Below are 25,700 nucleotides of genomic sequence, written 5' to 3' on the forward strand. Positions count from 1 at the left end.
ACGCGCTGTAGCCATGTAATCCGGCTACAGCGCGTTCGCGTTACTTACTGTTACTTGCCACCCTGATTGGCGACGGCGGCCGCACCGGCGGCCGCGGCCTCGGGATCCAGGTACTCGCCCGGGCCCAGCGGGCGCAGGTTCTCGTCCAGCTCGTACTTGAGCGGAATGCCGGTGGGGATGTTCAGCTCGGCGATGGCGTCGTCCGAGATGCCCTCCAGGTGCTTCACCAGCGCGCGCAGCGAATTGCCGTGCGCCGCAATGAGAACCGTCTTACCGGCGGTGACATCCTGGGAGATGGTGTCCTCCCAGTACGGCACCATGCGGGCCACGACGTCCTTGAGGCATTCGGTCAGCGGCACATCGATACCGGCGTAGCGCGGATCGGCGTCCTGGCTGTATTCGGTACCGGCCTCGATCGGCGGCGGCGGGGTGTCGTAGCTGCGGCGCCACAGCATGAACTGCTCGTCGCCGTACTGGTCCTTGATCTCCGCCTTGTTCTTGCCCTGCAATGCGCCGTAATGCCGCTCGTTCAGACGCCAATCGCGCACGACCGGAATCCAATGCCGGTCACAGGCGTCGAGCGCGTTGTTCGCGGTGCTGATCGCGCGGCGCAGCAGCGAGGTGTAGACGATATCGGGCAGAATCCCGTGCTCGGCCAGCAATTCACCGGCACGCTTGCCTTCGGCGACACCCTTATCCGTCAGACGGACGTCCACCCAGCCGGTGAACAGGTTGAGGGCATTCCATTCGCTCTCGCCGTGGCGCAGCAGCACGAGGGTGTACGTCATGGGGGTCATCTTTCCACGAGCAGCGCGGCGCCAACGAGGGTGGCCTGATCGGTGAGCTCGGAGGGGACCACGCGCAGCTCACGCAGGAATTTCAGGCGTGCGTGCGCGGCGGCCGACGCGCGCAGCGGAGCCCAGAGCAGCTCACCGGATTGGGCGAAGCCGCCACCGATGACGACCAGATCGGTGTCCAGCAGTGCCGCCGCCGACGCCACCGCCGCCCCGATCGCGGTGCCCGCGCGATGCAGCGCCGCCACCGCGATCTCGTCCCCGTTGTGTGCGGCCTTCGACAGTTCGATGCCGGTGCTCCCGGTCCACCCCTGCCGGCGCGCCCAGCGCACCGAGGATTTCCCGCTGGCCACCGCCTCGACGCAGCCGAAACCGCCACAGGCGCAGGGTTCTTCGTTGCCCGGCACGATGATGTGGCCGATATGGCCGCCATTTCCGGTGCGGCCCATGACAACCCGGTCATCGGAGATGACGCCGCCGCCGATGCCGGAGGATACGGTCAGGGCCAGCACATTGGGCACCCCGCGCGCCGCGCCGAAGCGCTGTTCGGCCAGCACCAGGCAGACGCCGTCGATGGCGAAGCGAATCCTGGCGTCCGGGAACAACTCCCGGACCGCGTCCACCAGTGCGAAGCCGTCCACCCACTCGGGGATATTGAGCGGTCCGGTCACGCCGGTGCGCACATCCACCGGTCCGGCCGCGCCGATGCCGACCGCGGTCACCTCGGCGGTGCCCGCGACGGTCAGCAGCAGTTCCAGACAGGCCTCCCAGACCTTCGATTCCGGAACCTGGATGCGGCGTACGGATTCCACTCCGCCGTCCGCGCCGACAATGCCCGCCGCGAATTTCGTCGCACCGATATCCAGCGCCAATGCCACCATGGCGGGGAGACTACAGCTTGTCCTCGGCGTCGACGAGGTGTTCGAAGGCGCGCAGGTTCTTCAGCGATTCCCCGCGCGAGACCCGCCATTTCCATTCCCGGCGAATGGATTCCGCGAAGCCCAATTCGAGCAGGGTATTGAAGTCCGCGTCCACGGCCTCGAGGATCTGGCCGAACCAGGTGTCGAGTTCATCGGCGGTGACGGCGTGATTGGCCAGGCGGCCCACCAGGTAGATGTCGCCGACCTTGTCGATGGTGTACGCCACACCGTAGAGGCGGCGATTGCGGCGCAGCAGGAATTTGTAGACGCCCTCGAAATTCTCGTCCGGTTTGCGGCAGACGAACGATTCCATGCGAATGCCGTGCTTGCCGACCGTGACGCCGATGACCGTCTTGAGTTTGCGCTCACCGGGCAGCACCACCACGAAGGTGCCGTCGGCCTCACGCGAGTACTCGATCTCGCGGTCGCGCAGCGTCTGGTCGATGAGCTGCGCCGTGGCCGCCACGGGGTCCGCGGGATTCGACTGTGCCGCAGCACCGTTCGAAGGCGCGGCGGTATCGCCCGGCTGCACGGGGTCGCTCATCGGCGTACGGCTCCCATCCGGCGCCGCCAGAGCGCCAGTGATCTGGCTTGATTGGTCTCGGTATGCACGCTACCGGTGCGATTGCGGCGGTCCCGGGACTGGCCGAGGGCGGCGGCGTAGCTGTCCAGCATGCCGTCGGCGGTATGCGCCCAGGAGAAGTTCGCGGCGTGCTCGACCGCGGCCGCGCCCATCAGGTCCAGGCGGCCCGGATTTTCCAGCAGCGAGCGCAGTGCGGCGGCCCAGTCGGGGGTGCGATGGCCGGGCACCAGCAGTCCGGTGACGCCGTCGCGCACGGCGGTGCCGAGTCCGCCCACATCGGCGGCCAGCACCGGGGTGCCGCTGGCCTGCGCCTCGATGGCGACCAGGCCGAAGGATTCGTTGTAGCTGGGCACCGCGACCAGATCCGCGGCGCGATACACCTGTACCAGGCGGTGCGGCGGCTGCGGCGGCAGGAAGGTGACGCGATCGGAAATGCCGAGCGCGGCAGCCAATTCGATGAGCGCGTCCGGGCGCTCGAGTCCGCTGCCGGACGGTCCGCCGACGATCAGCACCCGCAGCGGACGCTCGGGACGCTGCGGTAGCGCGGCCTCCTCGGCCAGCACCTGCGCGGCCGCGCGAACCAGTACGTCCGGTGCCTTCAAAGGCTGAATTCGCCCGATGAACGCCACAATTCGCTCATCGTCGGGCAGGCCCAGCTCGGCGCGCGCGGTGGCGCGATCACCCGGTCGGTATCGGTTCAGGTCCGCGCCGGGCAGCACCACATCGATGTGTTCGGGATCCGCGCCGTACAGGTCGACGAGCTGCCGGGCTTCCTCGCCGGTATTGGCGACCAGCCGATCCGCCTCGGCGACGATCTGCTTCTCCCCGATCACCCGGGCGGCCGGTTCGGGCGTATCGCCCTCGGCGAGATAGAGATTCTTGACCGCGGCCAAGGTGTGCGCGGTGTGCACCATCGGCACCCGCCAGCGATCGCGCGCCAGCCAGCCCACCTGACCGGACAGCCAGTAGTGCGAATGGATCAGGTCGTAGTGCCCGGGCAGATGCCGGGCCTCCTGCCGCAGCACCTCCGCCGCGAACGGGCACAGCTGCGTGGGCAGATCATGCTTGTCGAGACCTTCGAACGGCCCGGCCACCACATTGCGAACCAGTACCCCGGGCGCGGCTTCCACCAGGGGTTCGTCATTCGAGGAGGTGGCCCGGGTGAAGATCTCCACCTGGGTGCCGCGGCGAGCCAATTCGATGGCCGTCTGCAGGACGTACACATTCATGCCGCCGGCATCGCCGGTACCCGGTTGGGCCAGTGGTGAGGTGTGCACCGATAGCACGGCAATCCGATTGGGCCGTAGGTCGGAACGTTGACTCACTACACCAGTGTGCACGCCCGCGGTAAGCGAATATACGTGGGTTACCCGACCTAGTGACCTCTCTCACACGGGAAGCCCCGGTCAGGACAGGGTTTCGACGAAGGCGGTGAGCTCTGCCACGAAGCGTTCAGGGTCCTCGATGAACAGTCCGTGCTGGGCCTGCGGCCAGTAGGAAGTGCTCGAATTCGGGGCGGTGTCGGCGATGTACCGGCCGTTCTCCACGGGCACCACCGGGTCCGCTTCACCGTGCATGACGAACACCGGGACATCGAGGTTCGCGAGCGTTTCGGTGTTGTCGACGGTGCGATAGAACAGCGCCTTGCGCACCCGGGGCAGGGTCGCGACGCTGCCGCCGAACAGACGCTGGGCGTCGCCGCCCTTATCGCGGCCGGGACCGGTATTGGCATTGCCGAAGGCGGCGAAACCGCGCATGGCGCGACCGGCGCTCTCCTCGAACACATCCGGGATGGCCTTCTGCATGGCCGGTCCGGTGGCCGCGCCGGGCACGTTCTTGCCGATACCGGCCTGCGAGCCGGTGTAGACCACGCCCGCGACGGCGGCGGTGCCGTAGGCGGTGAGGTAATCGCTGAGCACGATGCCGCCGTAGGACCAGCCGAGCAGGACCGCACCGGCGGAGATGTTCTCCGCGGCCAGCACGGCCGCGACGTCGGCGGCCCAGTTCTTCGGATCGTCGTATCCGGCTTCGGGGGCGTCGGAGTAGCCGTGCCCGCGCAGATCGAGCGCGATCACCCGGAAACGCTCGGCCAGGTCGTCGGCGGCGCGACCCCAGCAGCGCAGGGTTCCGGACCAGCCGTGCAGCAGCACCAGCGGCCGTGCGTCTTCAGGTCCGGTGACCCGGTAAACGATATTCGTGCCGTCCGCGCTGACCACTTCCCGAATTGCCATACCGGTCAGGCTAACCGGGAGGGTTTTCCGACCCTTGCCTAAGCTCATGACATGAGCATTCGTACCGCTGTTGTGACCGGGGCAAGTTCGGGAATCGGGGAGGCTACTGCCCGGGAGCTCGCGAAACAGGGGTACCACGTGTACGTCGGAGCGCGGCGGGTCGATCGGCTGGAGAAGCTGGCCGCGGAGATCGGCGGGACGGCGCTGCCGCTCGATGTCACCGACGAGGAGTCGGTGCGCGCCTTCACCGAGGCGATCGGCGAGGTGAACGTGCTGGTCAACAATGCCGGTGGCGCAAAGGGTTTGGCCTCGGTCGCCGACGCCGATCTGGATGACTGGCGCTGGATGTGGGAGACGAACGTGCTGGGCACGCTGCGGCTCACCAAGGCGCTGCTGCCCAAGCTGATCGCCTCGGGCGACGGCCTGATCGTCACCATCACCTCGGTGGCGGCGATGACGCACTACGACAACGGTTCCGGCTACACCTCCGCCAAGCACGCGCAGGCGGTGCTGCACCGGACGCTGCGCGGTGAACTGCTCGGCCAGCCGGTGCGGCTCACCGAGATCGCGCCGGGCGCGGTGGAGACCGAGTTCTCGCTGGTGCGTTTCAACGGTGACGCCGACCGCGCCGCCAAGGTGTACGAGGGCATCGATCCCCTTGTCGCGCAGGACATCGCCGAGATCATCGGCTTCGTCGCCTCGCGTCCGGCGCACGTGAACCTGGACACCATCGTGGTGAAGCCGCGCGATCAGGCCGAAGCGGGTCGTTTCGCGCGCCGCTGAAACCGCTAGGGAAGCAAGCGGATTCGCAGCGTCTCGTAGGTGGGGATGAAAACCTTTCGGCGGTAACGCCGTTCGACGATCTCCCACGGGCGGCCGTTGGCGGTCAAGGCTTCCAGCAGCGACGTCAGCTCCGAATGCACCAGTTGCAGGCCCACGCAGAGGTGGCGGCCGCCGCCGAACCACAGCTGCCGGGTCTCGGGGTTGTAATCGCGATCGATGCTGAACGGCCCGGCCGCGTTGTTGATCGACCAGGTCAGGATTTTGACGTGCTCCCCCGCGCGCAGCTGCCGCCCCGCGACCTCCACATCACCGATGACCGACCGCCCGACCAGATAGGCCGGGCTGGTGACGCGCAGGGTCTCGCGCACGGCATCGGGGGTGCGTTCGGGGCGGGCGATCAATTCCCGGTGGTCGCCGCTGTCGTGCAGTAGCGCGACCATGCGGGTCATGGCGCTGGCCAGGGTGTCGGTTCCTGCCACGGCCATGAGAATGGCCAGCCCCGAAGCGTGTTCGAGTTCCAGGCCGAGTTCGCGGCAGCGGCCGAGCGTGGTCGCGGGATCGGCGCGCTCGTAGGCATCGGGCACCGAGGTGGCGAGTTTGGTGGCGAGGGTGCGGGCGCGCGCCACGGCCACCGGATCCAGGGTGGTTGACGCCATTGTGCCCATCGCGAGGTTGACCAATTCCTCGACGTGTTCGAAGAGAATCCGGAACGGCTGATCCGGATCATCGCTCTCGTCGAGCGCCGCGCCGTCCTCGGCGAAGATGGCGGCGATATCGGCGGGCCGCATACCGACCAGATCCGAAACACTGCGCCCGACCAGCACGCGGGCGCGTTCGGCGATATCCACGGTCTTACCGTCCGCGAGATCGGCGGTGATCTGTTTCAGCGCGGGTCCGAGCACCCCGTCCACCAGGGCGTCGGTGTGCGCGGCGGTGAACAGGTCACGGACCTTGGTGCGCAGCGCGGTGTGCCCGGGCCCTTCGAACAGGTCCTCGACCCAGTCGCCGATGACCTGGGCCCACCAGTGTCCGGCCGCACCCTCGGCGACGATGCTGAAGTGGTTGCTGTCATTGAAGATCTGCCGCGCGACCAGGGGATCGGCGACGAACCAGCCGAGTTTGGGCAGTTTGCGGATGGGTTTGGCGGCGCGGCCCGCCAGCAGGACGGCGGGCAGCCAGGGCTGACCGGCGGCGAGCAGCGTCAGTTCGTGCCGGGTGGCTGCGTTGATCATGTTGCGTCCCAATGTAGTTCACTTCACACAAAGTGAATTGCGGAATTTTCATATTGGCAATACCGGCGCTGCTACCGTCGCCGCAACCGTGGGCAGTTTGGAGTGATCACATGGTGCGAGCACGAATCGAGGCGGTGGGCTCCTACCTGCCCACCCTGGAAGTATCTACCGCCGAGCTGCTGACGCAACTCGACGTCGAATCCCCCATCGACTTGGAGAAGGTCAGCGGCGTCAAACACCGCCGCCGCTGCGGCGTCGACGCCGACGGGCAGCGCGAGGACTCGTTCACCGTGGCGCTGGCCGCCGCGCGCACGGCCCTGGCCAACTCCGGATACGCGGCGAACGAACTGGATATCGTCATCTCCTGTTCCATCACCCGCATCCGCGACGACGACTTCTGGGTCGAACCGTCCTTCGCGCTGCTACTGCGCAATGAACTCGGCGCGACCGGAGCCATCCACTTCGACGTCTCCAATGCCTGCGCGGGCATGCTGACCGGGGTCCTGGTGCTGGAACGGATGATTCGCGCGGGCATCGTCAAGAACGGGCTGGTGGTGTCCGGCGAGTACATCACCCCCATCTCCGATACCGCCGTGCGCGAGATGTCCGAGAAATACGATCCGCAGTTCGCCTCGCTCACCGTCGGCGACGGCGCGGCCGCGGTCATCCTCGACAGTGCGGGCACCGCCGACGAGGGCATCGACTACATCGAACTCAATACCAGCGCCGCCTTCGCGCAGCTGTGCCTCGGCATGCCGAGCGACCGCAGTCCGGGCATCGCGCTGTACACCGACAACCGGGCCATGCACAACGAATCCCGGTACCTGCTGTGGACCACGCGGCAGCGCGATTTCCTGGCCGAACGGGACAGCGATTTCGCCGCCGAAGGCTACGACCACGTCATTCATCACCAATTCAGCGGTCCCGCAGTGGAATTGATCAACAAAATCGCCGAACGCGAATTCGACGCCGCCGTCCCACCCGGTATCGCGGTGCTGGACAGGTACGGAAACACGGCCTCCACCTCGCATTTCGTGGTATTGCACGACGCGCTGCGACAGCAGCGGCTAGCGTCCGGAATGAAAGTGCTGATGGTGCCCGCGGCCTCCGGCGTGGTAGCGGGATTTCTGTCGGTGACTCTCGGAGAACTGCGGGTGTGATGAGCATGAATATTGTTATTTCCGCCGTGGCCGTCGAAACCGGTTGCGGCAGTTCGATAGAACAGGCCGCGGCGGCCGCCAAGCGGGCCGTCGCCGAGGCGGGCAGCACACCCGAGCAGATCGACGCGCTGATCAATACCGGCGTCTACCGGGATTCGAACATGGTGGAACCGGCCATGTCCGCACTGGTACAGCAGGCCGCCGGAATCGGGCTCGAATACCACAGCGGTGATGTGCCCTGCCTGTCCTTCGATCTGATGAACGGCGCCTGCGGTGTGCTCAATGCCATCCAGGTGAGCCAGGCGCTGTTGCAGGCGCCGAACGTACGCCGGGTGCTGGTGGTCAGCGGTGACGCGCATCCCTCGAAATCCACTGCGCCACAAGAAGGTTTCCCGATCACACCGGTCGGCGCGGCGCTCCTGCTGGAAAAAGGCGAAGGCACGGCCGGATTCGGCGCACTGCACATCAGCGCGACCGACGCGACCCCCGAACCGGTCGGCTACGTGCGACTACCGGAGATGGGCAGCACCGGGCGTTCGACCATCATCGTCGACCGCACCGTCAATACGGTGGAAGATCTACTACACCATGCGATTTCGGCCGCCAGCGAAGCGCTCGAGGTGGCCGAGGCCGATCCGGCGCGCACCCTGCTGATCTGTAGCCGTCCGACCGCCGATTTCCCGGCCCTGCTCGCCGCGCGGCTGGGGCTGCCCGCCGATGCCGTCCAGGCCGCCGACATCGAGGGCGACGCGCACACCTCCGCCCTCCCCGCCGCCTACCTCGCGGCCCGGGACAGCGGGAAACTCGCCACCGCCGAGGTGGCGCTGTTCGTGGCCGCCGGGGCGGGGCCCGCCGCCGCGGCCATCGCGTATCGCCTGCCTCCGGCATAATCGACGCCGGAGGGATGATCATGAGCGAACTTTGGGTGATCGTGCCCGCATACAACGAAGAGCACGGCATATCCGCCACGCTGGACGCGCTCGCCGCCCAGCGGGACCCCAAATTCACCCTGGTCGTGGTGGACAACAACTCCACCGACGGCACCGTCGGGGTGATCGAGGCGTTCGCGGCCGCGCACCCGCAGATGCGCGTCGAGGTCATCACCGAAACCCAGAAGGGCACGGGAGCCGCCTCCGACACCGGTATGCGGTACGCCATCGCGGGCGGGGCGACCCGGCTGGCCCGCACCGATGCCGACTGCCTGCCCTATCCGGAGTGGATCGAGCGGATCAACGCCGGATTCGACTCCGGACTGCGGCTGGTCAGCGGACAGCTCATCCCCCGCACCGACGAGGGCGTGCGCTGGCGGGACCGGACCATCATCCGGATCGTGCTCGAAGTCGCGTCCGCGTTCGGCAAACTCCGGCCCGGCAATCAGGACCCGCGCTATCTGGGGCCGTACGTCATGACGCCCGGCTGCAATATGGCCATTACCAGCGAACTCTACGAGGCCGCGGGTGGCTTCCCGCGCACCGCGATCGAGGATCTGCACGAGGATCGGGCGCTGGTCAACGCGGTACGCATGATCACCACCGATTACGGGCTGCGCCGCGATGTGCGCGTGCACGCCTCGAACCGGCGGGTGCGCGCCTGGGGCGTGCGCAAAACCCTCGCCTGGTACGCCGACCACCGCTACAAACCGGAACTGGTGGATATTCGGTGACCGCACCGGCGAGCGACTTCCTGCACCTACTGCGCGAACAGGTCCGGAACAAGCCCGACAGTCCCGCGTTGGGCATGGTCGGGGAACGCCCGCTCAGCTTCGCCGAACTCGACGACCGGATCACGACCGTCGCGGAACGATTGCGTGCCAATGGTTTCCGCGCGGGCGACCGCATGCTGTTCTCCATCCGGCCGTGCGTGGACGCGGTGGTGCTGATCTTCGGGACCATCGCCGCGGGCGGAACCATCGTGTTCGTGGACCCGGGCGTGGGGCCGGAACTGTTCGCGCGGCGCATCGGACTGGTCGAACCCGCCTGGGCGGCAACGGAATCACTGCTTTACCTGTTGAGCGGCCCGCTGAGTCGAGTGGGCCGCATGCGGGGGCTGTCACTGCCCGCGTTCGGCCGACTTCCGGTGCGGCACATTCACAGTGGCCCTCGATTGCCCGGGACACCGGGCGGTTCCCTCCCGCTGCGACACCTGTTCGACAACGCGGCGGTCACCGGTGATTCGGCGGAATCGGTGGCGAATCCGGCCGCCGAGGCGCTGATCGTGTTCACCTCCGGCACCACCGCCGCGCCCAAAGCCGTTGTGCACACGCGCGGTTCGCTCGGTGCGGGTTTGGCCGCCATGGCCGGGCGCAGCACCCTCGGACCGGGCAGCCACCTGCACACCGAGCAATTGATGATGGGACTGCCCGCACTGCTGGCCGGTGCGCAGTGGTCCATGCCGCACTACCCGCGCTTCGGCACCCATATCGAACCGATCGGGTTCGCGCGGAACCTCACGGACGCGACGCACGCCTTCTTCACCCCCGCCGATCTGGCCGTGGTGCTGACCGCCATCGAAACCGGGAATCTCATCGCGCCCAGCGGATTACGCGAAATCTCCCTCGGCGGCGCACCCGTCACCACCGCACTGCTGCGCCGCGCCCGCGCGGCGCTCCCCGGCTGCGAATTCCTCGCCATCTACGGCATGACCGAAATCCTGCCGGTGGCAATAACTTCCGGCACCGCCAAACTCGAATTCGACGGCGCGGGCGACCCCCTCGGCGCACCCGTGCACGGCGTCACCGCCACCATCGCCGACGACGGTGAACTGATCCTGTCCGGCCCCAACCTCTGCCACCGCTACCTCGGCGAACCACCCCTCACCGAAATCCGCACCGGTGACCTGGCCCGCCTGGACGGCGACACCCTGATCCTCATGGGCCGCAAGAAAGACATGATGCTGCGCGGCAAAACCAATATCTACCCCGGCCTCTACGAACCGGCCATCAACGCCATCCCCGGCGTGCGCCAAGCCATCATGATCGGCCTCCCCGACGAAATCGGCGACGAGCGCATAATCCTCGCCGTAGTCCCCGATCCCGATGCGGCGGATATCGTTTCGCGCCTGCGCAAAGAACTCCCCGCCCTGATCGACATCTCCGCCCTCCCCGACGACATCACCCTGGTCGACGACATCCCGGTCTCCGGCCGCACCAGCAAACCCGACCGCGCCGCCCTCCGCACACAATTGGCCGCACGCACGAACTGAATTACGCTGCCAAGGAAGCCTTTCCGCGCACCATCCCCTCGTCATCCCGGCGCGTCTTTGGCCGGGATCCACACCGATCAGCGCACCACCAAATGTGTGGATCCCGGCCAAAAGCATGCCGGGATGACGAGGGTGCGCTATGCCGCAGAGCGGGACACGAGTTCGGCGATGACGCGGTCGGCGAAGTGCGCGGCCTGTGCGGCGGTCAGGACCCCGTCGACGTAGCAGAAGGCGATTCGCATTTCCTCGTGCGCGGTCACGATCGCCACGGTCAGGGCACTGACACAGGAATTGGTTGCCGCCACGGTGACACCAGAAAGACGCTGGCCGCCAATCTCTTCCGGGAAGTCCGCGCGGCCCAGGTTGGTCACCGAGACATTCCACGGCGCACGCCGATCCACCATCTCGACAATTCGCGTGCCCGTGTGTACGGTGCGCGGCGTCCCGAAGCGCATTCCGGCCACGGTCGCAAGGTGTCGCCGCTGCCGTACACCGCGCGACAGCTGCCGGTTCACCGATCTCGCCGCCTGCCACGGCGAGACACCTGCCCCGTACCGCACGAAAGCGGTCAGCACGGGCGCGTAATTGCCCAGCTCGTCCGTGTCCGGCTGCGGCTCCAACAGGCCCCGGAAATCCACCGGCGAGCCGATTCCCGCGATCCCGCCGGTGGATCCCGCCGCCGCCCCGATCGCGCGCGCGACCGCTGACGCGAGTACCCCGTGCACCGTCACCCCGGCTCGGCGGCAGTCGTCCGCCAGCTCGGCCAGGGGTTCGGCGGGCACCTTCCGATAGATCGCCCGGGTCAGCCGGTCGGGCAGTGCGACCGGAACTTTTCCGCGTAGCCGTCGCGGACGCAGGGCGAGGGCGGCCGCCTGGTCGAACATGGTCGTGTACACGTAGCGCCAGAATCCGCGTGCCGCAACGGGAATCAGATCATCCGACGGTGCGACGGACGGGCGGCTCGCGACCGGTTCGATCTCGTCTCGCACGGCGTATTCGATGATCTTGCGCAGGACGGTCATGAGGGAGCGGCCGTCGACGATGATGTGTGAGATCGTCAGGACGAGATCGTGATATTCATCGGAAGCGCCTGGGGCATAGGCGATATCGGCGAGACGCGCGAAGCCCGCGGACACCTCGATCGGCGTGATCATTTCGGTGTCGATGTGCCGCTGCCAGGCGTCGTTCTCATCGCAGCTGAACTGCCGCAGCGGAATTCGCGGCTCAGCGAGAGGTTCGGCGCGCGGGTGCCCGTCGCCGGTGTCGACAACGCCCATGCGCAGCAGCGGGTACTCGGCGAGCACCACCGCTGTCGCGCGCTCCAACTGTTCTGTGGTCAACCGCCCGTGCACCCGCACCCTGCCGACGCAATTCGCCGGGGAGATGCGGTCGATGATCCAGAACCAGCGTTCGGAGGGGCTCAGTTCGCGGCCGGAATCGGTTGTCGTCGTTGCCGTTCTGCTCGCAACCACCGTAGAGCCTCTCGCCGCGCCTGTCCGGCGAGACTAGTGCGACGTGGCGGGGTTCGCATCCCGTGCGGGCGAGCGGCCGCACAGGGCCCGGAAACGGGACAGCGCGGGCACTCTGCCGAGTGCCCGCGCCGTGCCGGTGAGCGTTGCGGTCAGCGACCGCCGGGGGCCTGCGGGGGGACGGGGGCGGCGGTCACCACGGGTGCCGGTTCGCCCTGGATGGCGGACATGGACTTCCAGGTGGCCCAGTCGATGGTCCAGTCGTAGAGGTCGCCGTCGGCGGCCGACAGGTTGATGCGGGTGCCGGACACCTCCACCGGATCACCGTAGAGGGCGGTCGGGAAGTAGGACTGCGCGTCATTGGTGCTGAGGTTGATGCAGCCGTTGGTGACGTTCGTATTGCCCTGCGCGGCGGACGATTCCGGGTTGGCGTGAATGAATTCGCCATTGTTCGAGATGCGCACGGCCCAGCGTTCGCGGGCATTGGTGTAGAACGGCGGATTCGACATGACGAAGTCCTCGTACTTCTCCGTCACCACGTGCACGCCGGAGCGCGTCACATTGCGGTCCTCATTGCCTTCGCCGTAGCTGACCGGGAAGTCGAAGACGACCTGTCCGTCCCGGATGACCTGCATGCGGTGGCTGGTGGCGACGGCCTTCACGATCTGCGAGCGGCCGATCTTGAAGTCCGAGGTGATGTCCGCGGCGCCGAACGAGCCCGCGCCCATATCGAGGCCGTACAGCTTGGCGCCGACGTGCACGGCGGTGCCGGGCACCCAGTACTCGCGCGGCCGCCAGTGCGCGCGGGAGCCGCCGTTGTCGTCGGGCAGCCAGGCCCAGGAGCCTTCGGCGGCGGGCGTGGTGGTGACGGTGAGCGCCTTCTCGACGGCGGCCTTGTTGTCGATATGCTTGTTGAATTGCAGGATGATCGGCGCGGCGATGCCGACCTCCTGACCGTCGGCGATATTGATCGTCGCGTTCACCTCGGTCTTGGGATTGACGGTGGTGAATTTCGCGTCGATCGGCACCGGCTTGTTGTCGGTGCCGGTGGCGGTGCCGGACCAGGTGTAGGTGATGCCGTAGCCCAGCGCCTCATTGACGGTGAACTTGCTGTGGTCCGGGCTGAATTCGCCGGTGACCTGCTTACCGTTCGGGTTGGTCAGGGCCACCTGGTCGATGCGGCCGCCGCTGACGGAAACCGATACGGGGGTGGTCGGGTTGACGTTCTGTGCGCCATCGCCGGGTTCGGGGGTCACCTTGGCGGCCGGAGCGGCTGGCTTGTCGGGGGTTCCGCCCTTGTCGGACGTGCATCCGGCCACCAGCGCCACCGCGGCCAGTAGCGCGGCCAGTACAGCCGTCGCCCGCCGGACCGGGAATCCTCGTCTACTCACTTCCTCGACGTTACCCCCGCAAACCGAGTCCTCCAGCCGCCGAAACCGTGGTACCGGCCACCCCTACAGGGCGACTCCCACAGTGACAGGTTCGGGTTCGAGGTGGATTTCGAAGCGTTCAGCAACTCCCTGGCGAACTTCGCGAGCGAGTTCGGCGAGCTGCTCAGCGGTGGCAGCACCGCGATTGGTCAGAGCCAATGTGTGTTTGGTGGACAGTCTCGCGGGCGCGCCCGTACCCGGAAAACCCTTGGCGAAACCCGCGCGCTCGATGAGCCAGCCCGCCGAGAACTTCACCCCGCCGTCCACCGGCCATGTGGGCACCGTCACATCTTCGCCGAGCCGCGCGGCGATCGCCGCCCGCACCGATGCGACCCGATTGTCCGGAACGACCGGATTCGTGAAGAACGAGCCCGCACTCCAGGTGTCGTGATCCGCGGCGTCCAGCACCATGCCCTTGCTCGCGCGCAGGCGCAGCACCTCGGCGCGCACCAGCTCCGCCGGCCGCGATTCACCCTCCTGCGCGTCCAGGGCGCTCGCCAATTCCCGGTACCCCAGGGGTGCGCTGGAGCCATCCGCGCGCAACGCGAATTCGACCGCAAGCACCACCGCGGCAGCGCTGTGCTTCAACACCGAAGTGCGATAACCGAATCCGAGTTCGCCCGGCTCCACCCAGCGGATCGCACCGCTCGCCCGATCCAGCAGCCGCACCCGGCGCAACAGCGCCGCCACCTCGACGCCGTACGCGCCGACATTCTGCACCGGCGTCGCCCCGGCGGAACCCGGTATGCCGGAAAGGCATTCGAGGCCGCCCCGCCCCGCCGCGACCGACTTCGCCACCACCGCATCCCAATTCGCGCCCGCCTCCGCGATCAGGAAGTCGTCACCGAGCTCGACCCCGGCATTGGCGATGCGCACCGCCACACCTGGGAAACCGGCATCGGAGATGAGCAGATTGGAGCCACCGGCGATGAGCAGCACCGGAATACCGGCCGCGTCCAGCGCCCGCACCGTCGCCACCAGCGAGTCGGTGGTCGCGCACTCGGCCACGATGGCCGGGCCGCCGACCCGCAGCGTGGTCAGCTCGGCCAGCGGCACCGCGGCCCGCAGGCTCGCGCCGGTCCCGGCCAACCGGTCCCGGACGTCGTCGAAGGACACCACCCCAGTAGTACGCACAGGCACAGACGGTAGCCTGTCCGACCATGGCGACACCTCTGGCCTTCACTGCGCACTCGACCCATTCCACCGCCGCCGTGCGCGCTGCCTTCGCCAACGAGCAGTACTGGAAGGACCGCATCGAAGCGGTCGGCGGCCCGAACGCGCGCATCGAATCGATCAGCATCAACGGCGATGACGTGCGCGTGGAGATGATCCAGGCGATCCCGGCCTCCGAGCTGCCCCCGCAGGTGACCGCGGTCCGTCCCGGCGATCTGGTCATTCCGCGCACCGAAACCTGGAACGGCCAGGGCGGCACCGTGGAAGCGCACGTGGACGGCGTTCCGGCCACCGTGAACGGCAGCCTCATCATGCGCGAGGCGGGCACCGGATCCGATTTCACCGTCGATGCCACCATCGAGGTGAAGATCCCGCTCTTCGGCAAGAAGATCGAGGCCGCCATCCAGGGACACCTCACCGAACTGCTGGAGCGCGAAGCCGAATTCACCGACAGCTGGCTGAGCTCGCACTGAGCGATTCGCTCCGCGACCACCCCCGCTTCGCAATGCGATTGCCACGAGTTCGCAGTGAGATTGCCCGAGTTCGCACAGACACGTCCCGCACGGCAGTAGTCTGACCGATCGTGCCTCGTCGACTGGACTACTCCGCGCGCTATCCGCTGCACACCACCAAAGAGGTGTACGCGGCGCTGCAGAACCGCGACCTATGGGACGCGCGGATCGAGGAGATGCGCAAACACTCTCCCAACGATCTCGTACGCCTCGAATCCGGCGATAACGGCATCGAGGTGGAAACCCGGCACGTGCTGCCGCGTGAAAGCCTGCCCGATCTCGCGCAGGCCGTTATGCGCAAGGACATGACGATCACCCGCACCGAGCGCTACAGCGCCTTCGGACCCGAGGTGACCGGCGAATACATCACATTCCTGCCCGGTGGCCCCGGCACCCTGGAGGGCACCATGCGGCTCTTCCCGACCGAGACCGGGTGCACCCTGCGCACCTCCTCGTACGCCACCGTGCAACTCCCGTTTCTCGGACGCAAGCTCGAACAGCTCATGCTGGTGAACCTGATCGACCTGTTCCGAGCCGAGGCCGAGGTGACACAGCGCTGGCTGGATCAACAGCATCGCGTCGCCTGAGCAAACCGATCGGGGCGATCACCCGCGGCACCACCGGCATCAACCGGCTGCGCCGCGGGGATCGCTGGCTCATGCACGACCCCCTGGTCACTCAACGTTTGCTGGATGCCCCGGAGCCCTTGGTCGTCGACCTCGGGTACGGGGCCAGTCCGGTCACCACCCTGGAAATGGCGCGGCGACTGCGCACCATTCGGCCGGACCTGCGCGTCACCGGACTCGAGATCGATCCGGCCCGCGTGGTGCCCGCCCAGGAGAACGTCACCTTCGCCCGCGGCGGCTTCGAACTCGCGGGCCTGCGCCCGAACCTGGTGCGCGCCTTCAACGTACTGCGCCAGTACCCGGAATCCGCTGTCCCCGAAGCCTGGTCGACCATCCTGTCCGGCCTGGCCCCCGACGGCCTGCTGCTGGACGGCACCTGCGATGAACTCGGCCGCCGCTGCGCCTGGGTACTGCTCGACCGCACCGGCCCGATGTCCCTGACCCTGGCCTGGGACCCCTGCACCGTCGACCAGCCCTCCGATATCGCCGAACGCCTCCCGAAAGCGCTGATCCACCGCAACATTCCCGGCGAACCCATCCACGCCCTGCTGACCGCCGCCGACCGCGCCTGGTCGCACGCCGCCCCCCTGGCCCCCTACGGCCCCCGCGTCCGCTGGCGGCACGCCGCGAATCTCCTACGCCAGGAAGGCTTCCCCCTCCGCCCCTACCGCCGCCGCCTCCGCGACAACCTCCTCACCATCCCCTGGTCAGCCGTCGCACCCCTACCGGGCTGAGGCTCAGGAGTCCCCGATACCGAAGACGTTCGCGGCGCGGTCCCGCAGCTCCTGCACGGTGCCGGACACGACCGCGGGCGCGACGAGCGAGCGCGGCGCGAAGGGCTGCCGCCACAGGCCGCCGTGCGCCGCGCCGACGGTGAACAGCGCCTCGGGATTGCCCGGGGCGACAGTCGCATCCGGTGCGGCGACGTCGGCGTCTCCGATCGCCGCTACGGCCGGCACAACCTTCTCGGAAGCAGCGGCAGCGCCGGATCCGGGCGGGACGGGCGACATCAGATCGCCGACGAGTTTGGCGGCCAGCAGGATTCGCGCGGTCGCGGGATCGAAGACCTCTACTCCGAAATGACTGATCGTGCGATGTGCGGCCGTGCGCAATGAGCTGCGATGCACCGAGGTCGTCCACGCGGGTGGGGCGACCGTATAGGAGACGGCGTGACCGGCGGCGGCGGCCGTGACCGCGCGCCAGCGTGGCAGGCGCTGGGCCAGTGCGTAATCCGGGCCGCCGAGATATGGGAGATTGTCGAACAGGCCCCAGCGCGCGTCGTCGGCGTCGACGATCGGGCGCAGATAATTCAAGCGGTACAGGGAATTCGGCGAGAGCCGGTGCAGAATGTCCTGCGCGGCACCGCGAATACCGCGGCGCGCCAATTGCTCCCGCGCCGCCAGCACCACCGATTCGGGAACGGCGTAGCAGTCCGCCGATGAACCGTGCAGCGCCAGTGCGGCATCGGGTCGCTCATACAGCAGATGTTCGGCCAACACGTCCGAGGCGGCGGCCAGGCGCAACCCGGCGGCCCCCGGCAGCCCCGCGTACAGCCCGAGCGCGAGCCGCGCGTCGGTGTGCGCGATCAGCCATTTCGCCAGGGTCGGAAAGAATCTGGTGATATCCACCCCCGGCCCGTCCGCGGCGACGGGGAATCGCATGGTCCCGGCACCGGTGTTCGCCATGGCGCGCAGTCGATCCCAGCGCGCCCGGCCGGGTCGATCCACGGCGAGCACGTCCGCGCCCCAGGCCAGCAACGGCCGCAGCGGGCTCAACTCCGCCGCGGCTCCGATGATCGAGAGCCGGAATCCCGGCAGCCGCAACCATTCCGGATGGTCGATCACCCGCCGCAGCACGGCAACGAATCCGGGTTCGAATATCCCGCGCCGCTCCCAGTCACCGAGCTGCTGCCGCAATTCGTCCTCGGACAGCACTTTTCCCTGCCACGGCACCTCCAGTCGCGGCACCGCCGCACCGGTCCCGGAAACCGCCGCGGTCTCCAGCCGCGAACCCTGCGCCACCGCCGTCACATCCACCGCATCGAGCGCGGTCACGGTGCGCCCGGCCGCGAACCGCAGCATGGTGCGCACCGAATGCAGCCCCGCCGCGGCGATTCCGAGCGAAGTCCGCGGCGCACTCACCTGAAGCGCCGTCATGGCGCGGAACACCCGCCGATGATCATGCCGCCAGTCCCGGCACGTCTCCACCGACTGCGCCAGATCCGCGTCATATTTCCGCACCGCGTCGGCGACGACCGCCGCCGAGAACATCTCCGCGATCCGATCGGGCGGTCCGGGTGGAAAAGCCAGATCCCACATGCCATTACGGACCGTCCCCATACCGGTCACCCTGCCACGAATCCGCCCCGCGCAAAACTCGAACCGGCCGGAACAACCGGCGAATTCTGTAAACCCCCGCCCGGGTCAGACGCGAATGAGGGCGCGGTGCAGACGGGCGGCGGTGGCGGGTGGGAGAGCGTCGCTGGCGGAACGGATTTCGGCGCGGGCGCAGCGGTGGATGGCGACGGCGTCGGCGACGACTTCGTCGAGGGCGGCCTGGCCGATACCCGCTTCGGCCAGGTCCAGGACCGTGCGCAGCGGGGTGGTGACCAGGAAGGTGCCCGCGGATTCCACATCCTTGCGGGCGAAGGTGCGGCGCAGCACCACCAGGCGCGGGGAGAGCGGGAAGCGGCCGATGCGCGCGGACATGTGCACGAAGCGCGGGCGCAGCCGGCCCAGGCCGTGCAATTCGGCGGCGCTGTGGTGCGAGACGGCGGCCGCGCCGTCGAACCACGCCGACCACATGGCGTATTCGTCGAGCGGCCCGTCGGGCCAGCGGCCCAGGCGCAACAGGCCGACGCCCGCGCGGAGCACCGATCCGTCGCGGAGGCCGTCGCGTATGCGCGCCTCGCAGCCCGTTTGCAGCACCTGTCGGGTGGTGAAGTATCCGGCGTGCCGACCGGCCAGCTCTTGCAGCGCCTGCCAGCCGTGTTCGGGGTCCGGCTCCGCTGCGGGGTTCCCAGCCATGCACTCAGGCTACGCCGACCTCCTGTGTGTTACGTCACAATCAGCTCGGACTCCACCGACACCTCATCGGAAGCACAGAGCTCACACAGAAAGCTCGGGAAGAATCGGCCGCATGAGTTCGAACCCCACCTCGGACGACGCGAAGCGCCCGGAACCCGATACCGAGACCTCGCGCGCGAATGGCACCTCACCCGCACACCCGGGCGCGGCGAACTACGAGATCCCTTCCGGCGCAGCCGATTCCGGCGCTCCGGCACCCCGTCTCGACAAGCCCGAAAGCGCCGATCCGCAGACCGAGATCCTAGGCGGCGCGCCCTATCCGGCGGGCGCGGGCGGCACCAACGACACCACCAAGGTGATCGGCGGCAAGAACGCACCGCAGGCCCCGGAAGGCGATGCCCCGACCACGGCCTTCGACAAGCAGGGCGGCGAGCCCGAACCCGCTGCCGGAGCGACCGAATGGTGGCATGAGGGCCAGGCCACCGAACCCGCCACCGAGGTGATCGATCAGCGCACCCAGGTCATCTCGGGCCGAGCAGCTCAGGGCTACCCGGCCGATGCCGGTCAGAGCGGTCCGCATCCGACCGAGGTACTCGGGTCCACCGGTTCGCACCACACCCAGGTACTCGATCCGGGCGAAGCCGCCGCCTACGCGGCCGGTGCCGCCACCGTCGGCGGCACCCCGCCGCCACCGGGCACGCCGCCTCCCACCGCGAACAACACTGGCGGAGAAGGCGGTTCGCCGGGCAAGAGCCGCAAGAAGCGGACGCTCCTGATCGTCGGACTGGTCGCCGCGCTGATCGTGGTCGGCGGCCTGGCCGGCGGCGAGGCGTATGCCCGCCGCACCGTCGAGAACTGCATCAGTTCGCAGTTCGAGGCGCAGATGGGCTCCAAGATCGACGTGTCGTTCGGCGCGAAACCCATGCTGCTCACCATGTTCGACAACAAGGTCGGCAAGGTGACCGTCGACAGCGACGACACCAAGTTCGGCCCGGCGGTCGGCATGGTCGTGCACGCCACCTTCCACGACATCGAGGTGCAGGATCAGGGCCGCGCGGGCGGCACCATCGGCAGCTCCGAGGCCGAGGTCGACTGGAGCAATGACGGCATCGTGAAAACGCTGGGCGGCTTGGTATCCGGCGCGACCTCGGATCCGAGCGCGGGCACGCTGAGCTTCAATGTGCTCGGTGGTCTGGCGCAGCTCCAGGTCAAGCCGAAGATCGTCGGCGACAAGGTGGAGGTGGAGACCATGTCCGCCTCACTGCTGGGCTTCGGTCTGCCCACCGATTTGGTCTCGGGCATCGTCGAACTCATGACCGAGAGCCTGCAGACCTACCCGATGGGCTTGCAGCCCACCAAGGTCGAGGTCACCTCGACCGGCATCCACGTCAGCCTCAAGGGTGGCAAAACCACTTTGGAGGCAACCGATTCCACCGGCAAGACCACCAATGTGACCTGCTGACAACCCCCTTCGTCATCCCGGCATGCTTTTGGCCGGGATCCACACTGACCGCCGTGGATCCCGGCCGAGAAGCGCGCCGGGATGACGGGGACAGCTATGCCGGAAAGCCTTGCAGGACTTCACGGGAACGCGAGAGACCCAGGCGGGTGGCTCCGGCCGCGATCATCTCGGCCGCCGCCTCCGAGGTGCGGATACCGCCGCTGGCCTTCACACCCAGTCGCCCGCCGACGGTGTCGGCCATGAGCCGCACCGCGTGCGCGCTCGCACCCCCGGCGGGATGAAAACCGGTGGAGGTCTTCACGAAATTCGCCCCGGCCTGTTCCGCGGCCCGGCACACCTCGACGATCTGCGCATCGCTCAGCGCCGCCGATTCGATGATCACCTTCAGGACGGCCCGGTCCCCCACGGCCTCGCGCACGGTGATGATGTCGCCGAGCACCGCGTTGTAATCCCCCGCGCGCGCCGCCCCGACGTCGATCACCATATCGACTTCGTTCGCGCCCTGTTCCACGGCGAGTCGCGCTTCCGCGCCCTTCACCAGCGAATGATGTTTGCCGGACGGGAATCCCGCGACGGTGGCGACAACGAGCCCGGGCGCCCGCACCGGCAGCATGGACGGCGATACGCAAATCGCCAACACGCCTAGCTCCCGGGCCTCATCGATCAGCGCGTCGACGTCCTGAGCAGTCGCTTCTGGTGCGAGCAGGGTGTGGTCGATCATCGCGGCCACGTCTCGACGGGAAATCTCAGCCATGAGCATGGAGTTTGGCATATCCGTGGCGAATTTCATTGCGAGCCGCCGCCGCGGTCGGCCACACTCGTAGGTGTGCTGATCCGTCGTGAACGAACCGGCGACAACGCCGCGATCGACGCGGTGCACCGCAGCGCCTTCGCACGCGAGTTCGCGAACGCCAATGGCGACCGCCCGCCGGGTTCCCCCGCCCCCACCGCCGACCCGGTCGAAGTCGGCCTGGTCCGGCTGCTGCGCGACAATTCCGGCTGGATGCCGACCCTGTCCATGGTGGCCGAATCCCATGACGACATCGTCGGCCACGTCTGCCTCACCCGGGCCGGGGTCGGTCCCTTCCCGGTGCTCGCGCTCGGCCCGATCGGGGTCCGCGCGGACGCGCAGGCGCACGGTGTCGGCTCGGCCCTCATGCACGCCGCCCTGGGCGCGGCGGACGCCCTGGACGAGCCCCTGGTGGGTCTGCTGGGCAGCCTCGACTACTACCCGCGCTTCGGCTTCGTGCCGGGCGTCCGGCTCGGCATCGTGCCCGACCAGCCGGACTGGACCTCGCATTTCCAGATCCGCGCCCTCGCCGCCTACGACCCGGAGATCAAGGGCGAATTCCGCTACGCCGACCCCTTCTACGAGCTGTAGCAGCGCTTACTGCGACTATTACCGGTATGAGTTCCACCCCGGCAAACCCTGATGACCGTCGCTACGTGCTGACCCTGGGCTGCCCGGACCGTCCCGGCATCATCGCCCGCATCACCTCGTTCATCGCCGATTTCGGCGGCTCGATCGTGGAGGCCGGATACCACTCCGACCTGGATACCGGCTGGTTCTTCACCCGGCAGGCCATCAAGGCCGCCACCGTCCCGTTCGACCTGGACGAACTGCGCGAGCGCTTCACGGCCGTGGCCGCCGAACTCGGCCCGGACACCGAATGGGATGTGCTGGACACCGGCGCGCGCCGCCGCGCCGTACTGCTGGTCAGCAAGGACGCGCACTGCCTGCACGATCTGCTGGGCCGCGCGGCCAGCGGGGAACTGCCCGCCACCATCGAGGCCGTGATCGGCAACCATCCGGATCTGGCGGCCATCACCGAGGCGCACGGCATCACCTTCCATCACGTGCCGTTCCCGAAGGATCCGGCCGAGCGCGGCCCGGCCTTCGAGCAGGTCCGCAAACTGGTCGACGCGCACGATCCGGACGCGGTGGTGCTGGCCCGGTTCATGCAGGTGCTGCCCGCAGAACTGTGCGAGCACTGGGCGGGTAGGGCGCTCAATATCCATCACAGCTTCCTGCCGTCCTTCGTCGGCGCGCGCCCGTACCACCAGGCGTTCGCGCGCGGCGTCAAGCTGATCGGCGCGACCTGCCACTATGTGACCGCAGAACTGGATGCCGGGCCGATCCTGGAGCAGGACGTCACCCGCATCGACCACGCCGACACCGTGCACGACATGGTCCGCCAGGGCCGCGATATCGAACGCGTGGTGCTGGCGCGCGGCCTGCGCTGGCATCTGGAGGGCCGGGTGCTCGTGCACGGCCGCCGCACAGTCGTGTTCTCCTGAAACGCTTTTCGCCCGGACATCACAATGCCCCCGCCACGCCGTTGTGGAGGGGGCATTGCTGCTATCGGGAAAAAGCCTGTGTCAGCCCGCGACCGCGACCAGTCCGCGACGACCCATCCGGATCGTGCGCTGTAGTTCGGTGTTGAACGCCTGCGGCGCTTCGATATTCACCAGATGACCGGTGGGCAGAATGACGTACCGGTCGAGGTAGCCCGCATCGGCGAGGGTGTCGGCGATTTCGCGGGAGTGGATCTCGGGCAGCAGCCGGTCCGCCGAACCCGCGATGACCGTGGTCGGCACCGTGAGATTCGCTGCCGCACCGTGCAAGTCGAGATGCAGCAGGCCACGCGCCACGGCGGCGCGCACCGACGGGCGGCAGGACCGCACGATGGACAGGCCGAAGTCGATCTCGTCGGCGGTGGCCGCGGGAGTCATCAAGCGGGACTTGGCGATCGCGCTGACCGCCGCGCCGCCGGGCAGCGGCAGCGGGGTCCCGAACATCACCTTGGCCACCCAGCTGGGGGCGGGCACCAGATCGTTCAGGAATGGAATCACGGTGGCGCGGTTGGGAATCTGCCGCGCGGCGGTGGTGGCCAGCAGCACCGCGGCGGCGCGCTGGGCGACCTGCTCCGGGTAGTACTTGGCCCACGCCTGGATGGTCATACCCCCCATGCTGTGCCCGACCAGGGTCGCGCGCTGGCCGGGACGCAGCACCGCGTCCAGGATCTGCGCGAAATCGTCGGCGAGCTGTTCCGCGCCGAAAGTCCGTGTGCCGCTCTCGCTCTCGCCGTGGCCGCGCTGATCGAAGGCGATCACGCGGTAATCCCCGGCGAACACGTTGATCTGCGGGTTCCAGTACTCGAGGGCGCAGGACCAGCCGTGCGCCAGCACGATGACCTCGGCGTCGGCCGGACCGTAGGCGTGCACGCGCAGGCGGGCGCCGTCGGGGGTGGTGACGGGGATGACCTCGGCCGGAACCGGCGTATTCAAGGTCTCGGTCGCGTAGGTGCGGGACCGTAGGGAGCTGCGGAAGGGCGCGGTCATCAGGTCCGCACCGGCCTCAGGAAGCTTTACCAGCATGAGCACTCCTTTGTGTTCCAGGGCACAGTACCGCGCTAGCCGTGGTGCTTGCTAGAGCAAGCGGCAGGTTTTTTCGAACCTGCCGCATTGCGCCCCGTCTTTCCTGGGATACCCATCCGCCACAACCACATTCGCCATTTCGGAGGCGGCGGACCGGAAATCTGCTGTTACCTAGAACACATCGTGCCGAGGTTTTGTGCCCGGATGAAGTGCCCCCAGGGGTGGGAAACCCACCCCCTGCCGCCTAAGCGCCGACGACCGCCGCCGGAATTCCGAAGGCGGACCGGGCAACTCGCGCGAGTTCGGCATTGAACTCCTGGTACGCCTCGACATTGCCGAGATGACCGGTCGGCAGAATCAGGTAGCCGTCGAGACTGCCCGCCTCCCGGAGCATTTCGGCGATCCGATCCGAATGCACGACCGGGGTCATGTCATCGGCGGACCCCGCGACGAGCGAGGTCGGCACGGTCAGCCGCACCGCACCGCGCCCCACATCCAGATGCGAGAGCAGCGTGCCGAACCGGCCGCGCACCCGCGCCGGGCAGGACCGCACGATGTCCTGCGCGAAGGTCGCCACATCGCCGACCGTGGCCAGGCTCATGATCTGCCGCCGGAACAGCCACTGCACCGGCGCGATCGGCGGGAACACGATCGGCAGGCTCAGGCCCAGCAGGCCCATCTTGAAGGGCAGTTTCAGGAAGCCGCGATTGAACAGCGGCACCACGGTGGTCTCGGCGATGAGCTGTCCGGCGGCGGTATTGGTGAGCAGCACCGCGGCAGCGCGCTTGCGCACCTGCTCGGGATGCCGTCCGGCCCACGCCTGCGTAGTCATACCGCCGAGGCTGTGGCCGACGATCACCGCGCGCTGACCGGGCTTCAGGGACGCCTCCAGCACGGCCTGCAGATCGTCGGCGAGCTGATCGGTGCTGAGCGGGGCGGTGCCCGGCTCGCTCTCACCGTGCCCGCGCACGTCGTAGGCGATGACGCGGTATTCACCCGCGAAGGCGTTGATCTGCGGATTCCAGTATTCGAGACAGCAGGTCCAGCCGTGCACCAGGACCAGCACATCACCGTCGGCGGGGCCGTAGGCGTGTACGCGCAGGCGTGCGCCGTCGGTGGTGGTGACCGGAATGGTCTCGTACGGACCGGCCGGCGGGTTGAGATCCGCGTTGGCGTAGGTCCGGGTACGCAGGTTCGCCCGGTGCGCTCGCAGCATTGCTCGCATGGGGACACACACTCCTTTGTGTTACTCCTGGATACAGTAACTCTGCGGGAGCGTGCTAGCTAGTGCAAGCACTGAAAAATAAAAAAAATCGGCCGCCCTCCCCTGACCAGGGAAGACGGCCGAAAGAAATGTCCGCGAGCGCTTGCTACCAGCGCGGCCCGCGCTGCACCTCGTCCACCTTCGGCCGCACATCGGCCAGGTAGACGCCCGTCGCGATGACCGCCGCGAGGCTGAGGAAATTGACCGGATTCCGGGTGAGCAGCAATCCGCCCAGCGAAGCCACCAGAATCGCCAGCCACACCGGCTTGGTCAGCTTGTCGACCGCCGGGAACGCGTCCGAACGCTGCCGCAGGGCGTGCACCAGGGCGAACACCACCATGCCGAACTCGAGCAGCAGTAACGCCGACAGAATCAACCCCGGAATACCCATCACCCCACCCATCATACGAGGGCACTCGCGCCCATTCCCGCTACTCGCGGCCGACACGACGACCG

Annotated in this window: 26 protein-coding genes; 11 read left to right on the forward strand and 15 right to left on the reverse strand. The window is 67.9% G+C overall.

Translation table 11 applies throughout. The features are described 5' to 3' along the window. Positions 1–50: 50 nt before the first annotated feature. The 5 genes from ACFVUS_RS43000 to ACFVUS_RS43020 form a co-directional block, all read right to left on the reverse strand. Positions 51–788 carry a phosphoglyceromutase gene (locus ACFVUS_RS43000; RefSeq protein ID WP_387781043.1) on the reverse strand — a complete coding sequence of 246 codons (738 nt, stop codon included), beginning with the start codon at positions 786–788 and terminating at the stop codon, positions 51–53. 5 nt (positions 789–793) lie between these two features. Then, positions 794–1,675, reverse strand: a complete 882-nt coding sequence (locus ACFVUS_RS43005) for an ROK family protein (protein WP_387781046.1) — start codon at positions 1,673–1,675, stop codon at positions 794–796. 10 nt (positions 1,676–1,685) lie between these two features. Beyond that, positions 1,686–2,258 carry a YbjN domain-containing protein gene (locus ACFVUS_RS43010; protein ID WP_387781049.1) on the reverse strand — a complete coding sequence of 191 codons (573 nt, stop codon included), beginning with the start codon at positions 2,256–2,258 and terminating at the stop codon, positions 1,686–1,688. After that, on the reverse strand, positions 2,255–3,622 hold the full coding sequence (gene mshA / locus ACFVUS_RS43015; protein WP_387781052.1) for a D-inositol-3-phosphate glycosyltransferase: 1,368 nt from the start codon (positions 3,620–3,622) through the stop codon (positions 2,255–2,257). The genes ACFVUS_RS43010 and mshA overlap by 4 nt, the downstream gene beginning before the upstream one ends. 81 nt (positions 3,623–3,703) lie before the next feature. Beyond that, positions 3,704–4,528: an alpha/beta fold hydrolase gene (locus ACFVUS_RS43020; protein ID WP_387781055.1), complete on the reverse strand. Its 825-nt coding sequence runs from the start codon at positions 4,526–4,528 to the stop codon at positions 3,704–3,706. 51 nt (positions 4,529–4,579) lie between these two features. Here ACFVUS_RS43020 and ACFVUS_RS43025 point away from each other — a divergent pair, with 51 nt between their 5' ends. Beyond that, on the forward strand, positions 4,580–5,311 hold the full coding sequence (locus ACFVUS_RS43025) for an SDR family NAD(P)-dependent oxidoreductase (protein ID WP_387781058.1): 732 nt from the start codon (positions 4,580–4,582) through the stop codon (positions 5,309–5,311). Positions 5,312–5,316: 5 nt separating this feature from the next. On the opposite strand, the gene ACFVUS_RS43030 is transcribed toward ACFVUS_RS43025, so the two are convergent. Continuing rightward, entirely contained in the window at positions 5,317–6,543 is a 1,227-nt protein-coding gene (locus ACFVUS_RS43030; protein ID WP_387781061.1) for a cytochrome P450, read from the reverse strand. 110 nt (positions 6,544–6,653) lie between these two features. Here ACFVUS_RS43030 and ACFVUS_RS43035 point away from each other — a divergent pair, with 110 nt between their 5' ends. The 4 genes from ACFVUS_RS43035 to ACFVUS_RS43050 are packed head-to-tail and all read left to right on the forward strand — an operon-like array spanning position 6,654 to position 10,904. Then, the gene (locus tag ACFVUS_RS43035) at positions 6,654–7,703 is read left to right on the forward strand and encodes a 3-oxoacyl-ACP synthase III family protein (protein ID WP_387781064.1); all 1,050 of its coding nucleotides are present in this window, start codon (positions 6,654–6,656) and stop codon (positions 7,701–7,703) included. Between the two features lie 5 nt (positions 7,704–7,708). Next, positions 7,709–8,593 carry a hypothetical protein gene (locus ACFVUS_RS43040; RefSeq protein WP_387781067.1) on the forward strand — a complete coding sequence of 295 codons (885 nt, stop codon included), beginning with the start codon at positions 7,709–7,711 and terminating at the stop codon, positions 8,591–8,593. A gap of 20 nt (positions 8,594–8,613) precedes the next feature. Then, complete coding sequence (locus ACFVUS_RS43045) at positions 8,614–9,366, forward strand: glycosyltransferase family 2 protein (RefSeq protein WP_387781070.1); 753 nt, start codon at positions 8,614–8,616, stop codon at positions 9,364–9,366. Next, positions 9,363–10,904, forward strand: a complete 1,542-nt coding sequence (locus tag ACFVUS_RS43050; protein WP_387781073.1) for a class I adenylate-forming enzyme family protein — start codon at positions 9,363–9,365, stop codon at positions 10,902–10,904. The genes ACFVUS_RS43045 and ACFVUS_RS43050 overlap by 4 nt, the downstream gene beginning before the upstream one ends. A gap of 137 nt (positions 10,905–11,041) precedes the next feature. Here ACFVUS_RS43050 and ACFVUS_RS43055 read toward each other — a convergent pair whose 3' ends face one another. The 3 genes from ACFVUS_RS43055 to ACFVUS_RS43065 all read right to left on the reverse strand — a co-directional run bounded on the left by ACFVUS_RS43055 (position 11,042) and on the right by ACFVUS_RS43065 (position 14,919). Beyond that, the gene (locus tag ACFVUS_RS43055; RefSeq protein WP_387781076.1) at positions 11,042–12,376 is read right to left on the reverse strand and encodes a hypothetical protein; all 1,335 of its coding nucleotides are present in this window, start codon (positions 12,374–12,376) and stop codon (positions 11,042–11,044) included. Positions 12,377–12,525: 149 nt separating this feature from the next. Further along, positions 12,526–13,764 carry an Ig-like domain-containing protein gene (locus ACFVUS_RS43060; RefSeq protein WP_375964197.1) on the reverse strand — a complete coding sequence of 413 codons (1,239 nt, stop codon included), beginning with the start codon at positions 13,762–13,764 and terminating at the stop codon, positions 12,526–12,528. 63 nt (positions 13,765–13,827) lie between these two features. Continuing rightward, positions 13,828–14,919 (reverse strand): UDP-N-acetylmuramate dehydrogenase, encoded by a 1,092-nt coding sequence (locus ACFVUS_RS43065; RefSeq protein WP_387781390.1) that lies wholly within the window; start codon positions 14,917–14,919, stop codon positions 13,828–13,830. A gap of 44 nt (positions 14,920–14,963) precedes the next feature. On the opposite strand from ACFVUS_RS43065, the gene ACFVUS_RS43070 reads away from it, so the two are divergent. From ACFVUS_RS43070 to ACFVUS_RS43080, 3 genes are all read left to right on the forward strand, one after another. Further along, entirely contained in the window at positions 14,964–15,449 is a 486-nt protein-coding gene (locus ACFVUS_RS43070; protein ID WP_375964196.1) for a DUF2505 domain-containing protein, read from the forward strand. Positions 15,450–15,559: 110 nt separating this feature from the next. Then, a complete protein-coding gene (locus ACFVUS_RS43075) occupies positions 15,560–16,075 on the forward strand; it encodes a DUF2505 domain-containing protein (protein ID WP_387781081.1) in 516 nt (171 codons plus the stop codon). A 71-nt stretch (positions 16,076–16,146) separates the two neighbouring features. Further along, positions 16,147–16,848 carry a class I SAM-dependent methyltransferase gene (locus ACFVUS_RS43080; protein WP_387781084.1) on the forward strand — a complete coding sequence of 234 codons (702 nt, stop codon included), beginning with the start codon at positions 16,147–16,149 and terminating at the stop codon, positions 16,846–16,848. A gap of 3 nt (positions 16,849–16,851) precedes the next feature. On the opposite strand, the gene ACFVUS_RS43085 is transcribed toward ACFVUS_RS43080, so the two are convergent. Continuing rightward, entirely contained in the window at positions 16,852–18,453 is a 1,602-nt protein-coding gene (locus ACFVUS_RS43085) for a hypothetical protein (protein WP_387781087.1), read from the reverse strand. Positions 18,454–18,537: 84 nt separating this feature from the next. After that, complete coding sequence (locus ACFVUS_RS43090) at positions 18,538–19,140, reverse strand: type IV toxin-antitoxin system AbiEi family antitoxin domain-containing protein (RefSeq protein ID WP_387781090.1); 603 nt, start codon at positions 19,138–19,140, stop codon at positions 18,538–18,540. 112 nt (positions 19,141–19,252) lie between these two features. Here ACFVUS_RS43090 and ACFVUS_RS43095 point away from each other — a divergent pair, with 112 nt between their 5' ends. Beyond that, positions 19,253–20,602: an LmeA family phospholipid-binding protein gene (locus ACFVUS_RS43095; protein WP_387781093.1), complete on the forward strand. Its 1,350-nt coding sequence runs from the start codon at positions 19,253–19,255 to the stop codon at positions 20,600–20,602. Positions 20,603–20,696: 94 nt separating this feature from the next. On the opposite strand, the gene deoC is transcribed toward ACFVUS_RS43095, so the two are convergent. Beyond that, positions 20,697–21,356, reverse strand: a complete 660-nt coding sequence (gene deoC / locus ACFVUS_RS43100) for a deoxyribose-phosphate aldolase (protein WP_387781095.1) — start codon at positions 21,354–21,356, stop codon at positions 20,697–20,699. A gap of 72 nt (positions 21,357–21,428) precedes the next feature. On the opposite strand from deoC, the gene ACFVUS_RS43105 reads away from it, so the two are divergent. Both ACFVUS_RS43105 and purU read left to right on the forward strand, forming a co-directional pair. Next, entirely contained in the window at positions 21,429–21,983 is a 555-nt protein-coding gene (locus ACFVUS_RS43105; protein WP_387781098.1) for a GNAT family N-acetyltransferase, read from the forward strand. 26 nt (positions 21,984–22,009) lie between these two features. Next, entirely contained in the window at positions 22,010–22,900 is an 891-nt protein-coding gene (gene purU, locus ACFVUS_RS43110; RefSeq protein WP_387781101.1) for a formyltetrahydrofolate deformylase, read from the forward strand. 81 nt (positions 22,901–22,981) lie between these two features. On the opposite strand, the gene ACFVUS_RS43115 is transcribed toward purU, so the two are convergent. From ACFVUS_RS43115 to ACFVUS_RS43125, 3 genes are all read right to left on the reverse strand, one after another. After that, the gene (locus ACFVUS_RS43115) at positions 22,982–23,980 is read right to left on the reverse strand and encodes an alpha/beta fold hydrolase (protein ID WP_387781104.1); all 999 of its coding nucleotides are present in this window, start codon (positions 23,978–23,980) and stop codon (positions 22,982–22,984) included. A gap of 244 nt (positions 23,981–24,224) precedes the next feature. Beyond that, complete coding sequence (locus ACFVUS_RS43120) at positions 24,225–25,205, reverse strand: alpha/beta hydrolase (RefSeq protein ID WP_387781107.1); 981 nt, start codon at positions 25,203–25,205, stop codon at positions 24,225–24,227. A gap of 145 nt (positions 25,206–25,350) precedes the next feature. Further along, entirely contained in the window at positions 25,351–25,647 is a 297-nt protein-coding gene (locus tag ACFVUS_RS43125; protein WP_364649252.1) for a DUF2516 family protein, read from the reverse strand. Between the last annotated feature and the right edge of the window lie 53 nt (positions 25,648–25,700).

The organism is Nocardia sp. NPDC058058 (assembly GCF_042885355.1).
In the GTDB taxonomy this organism is placed as follows: Bacteria; Actinomycetota; Actinomycetes; order Mycobacteriales; family Mycobacteriaceae; genus Nocardia.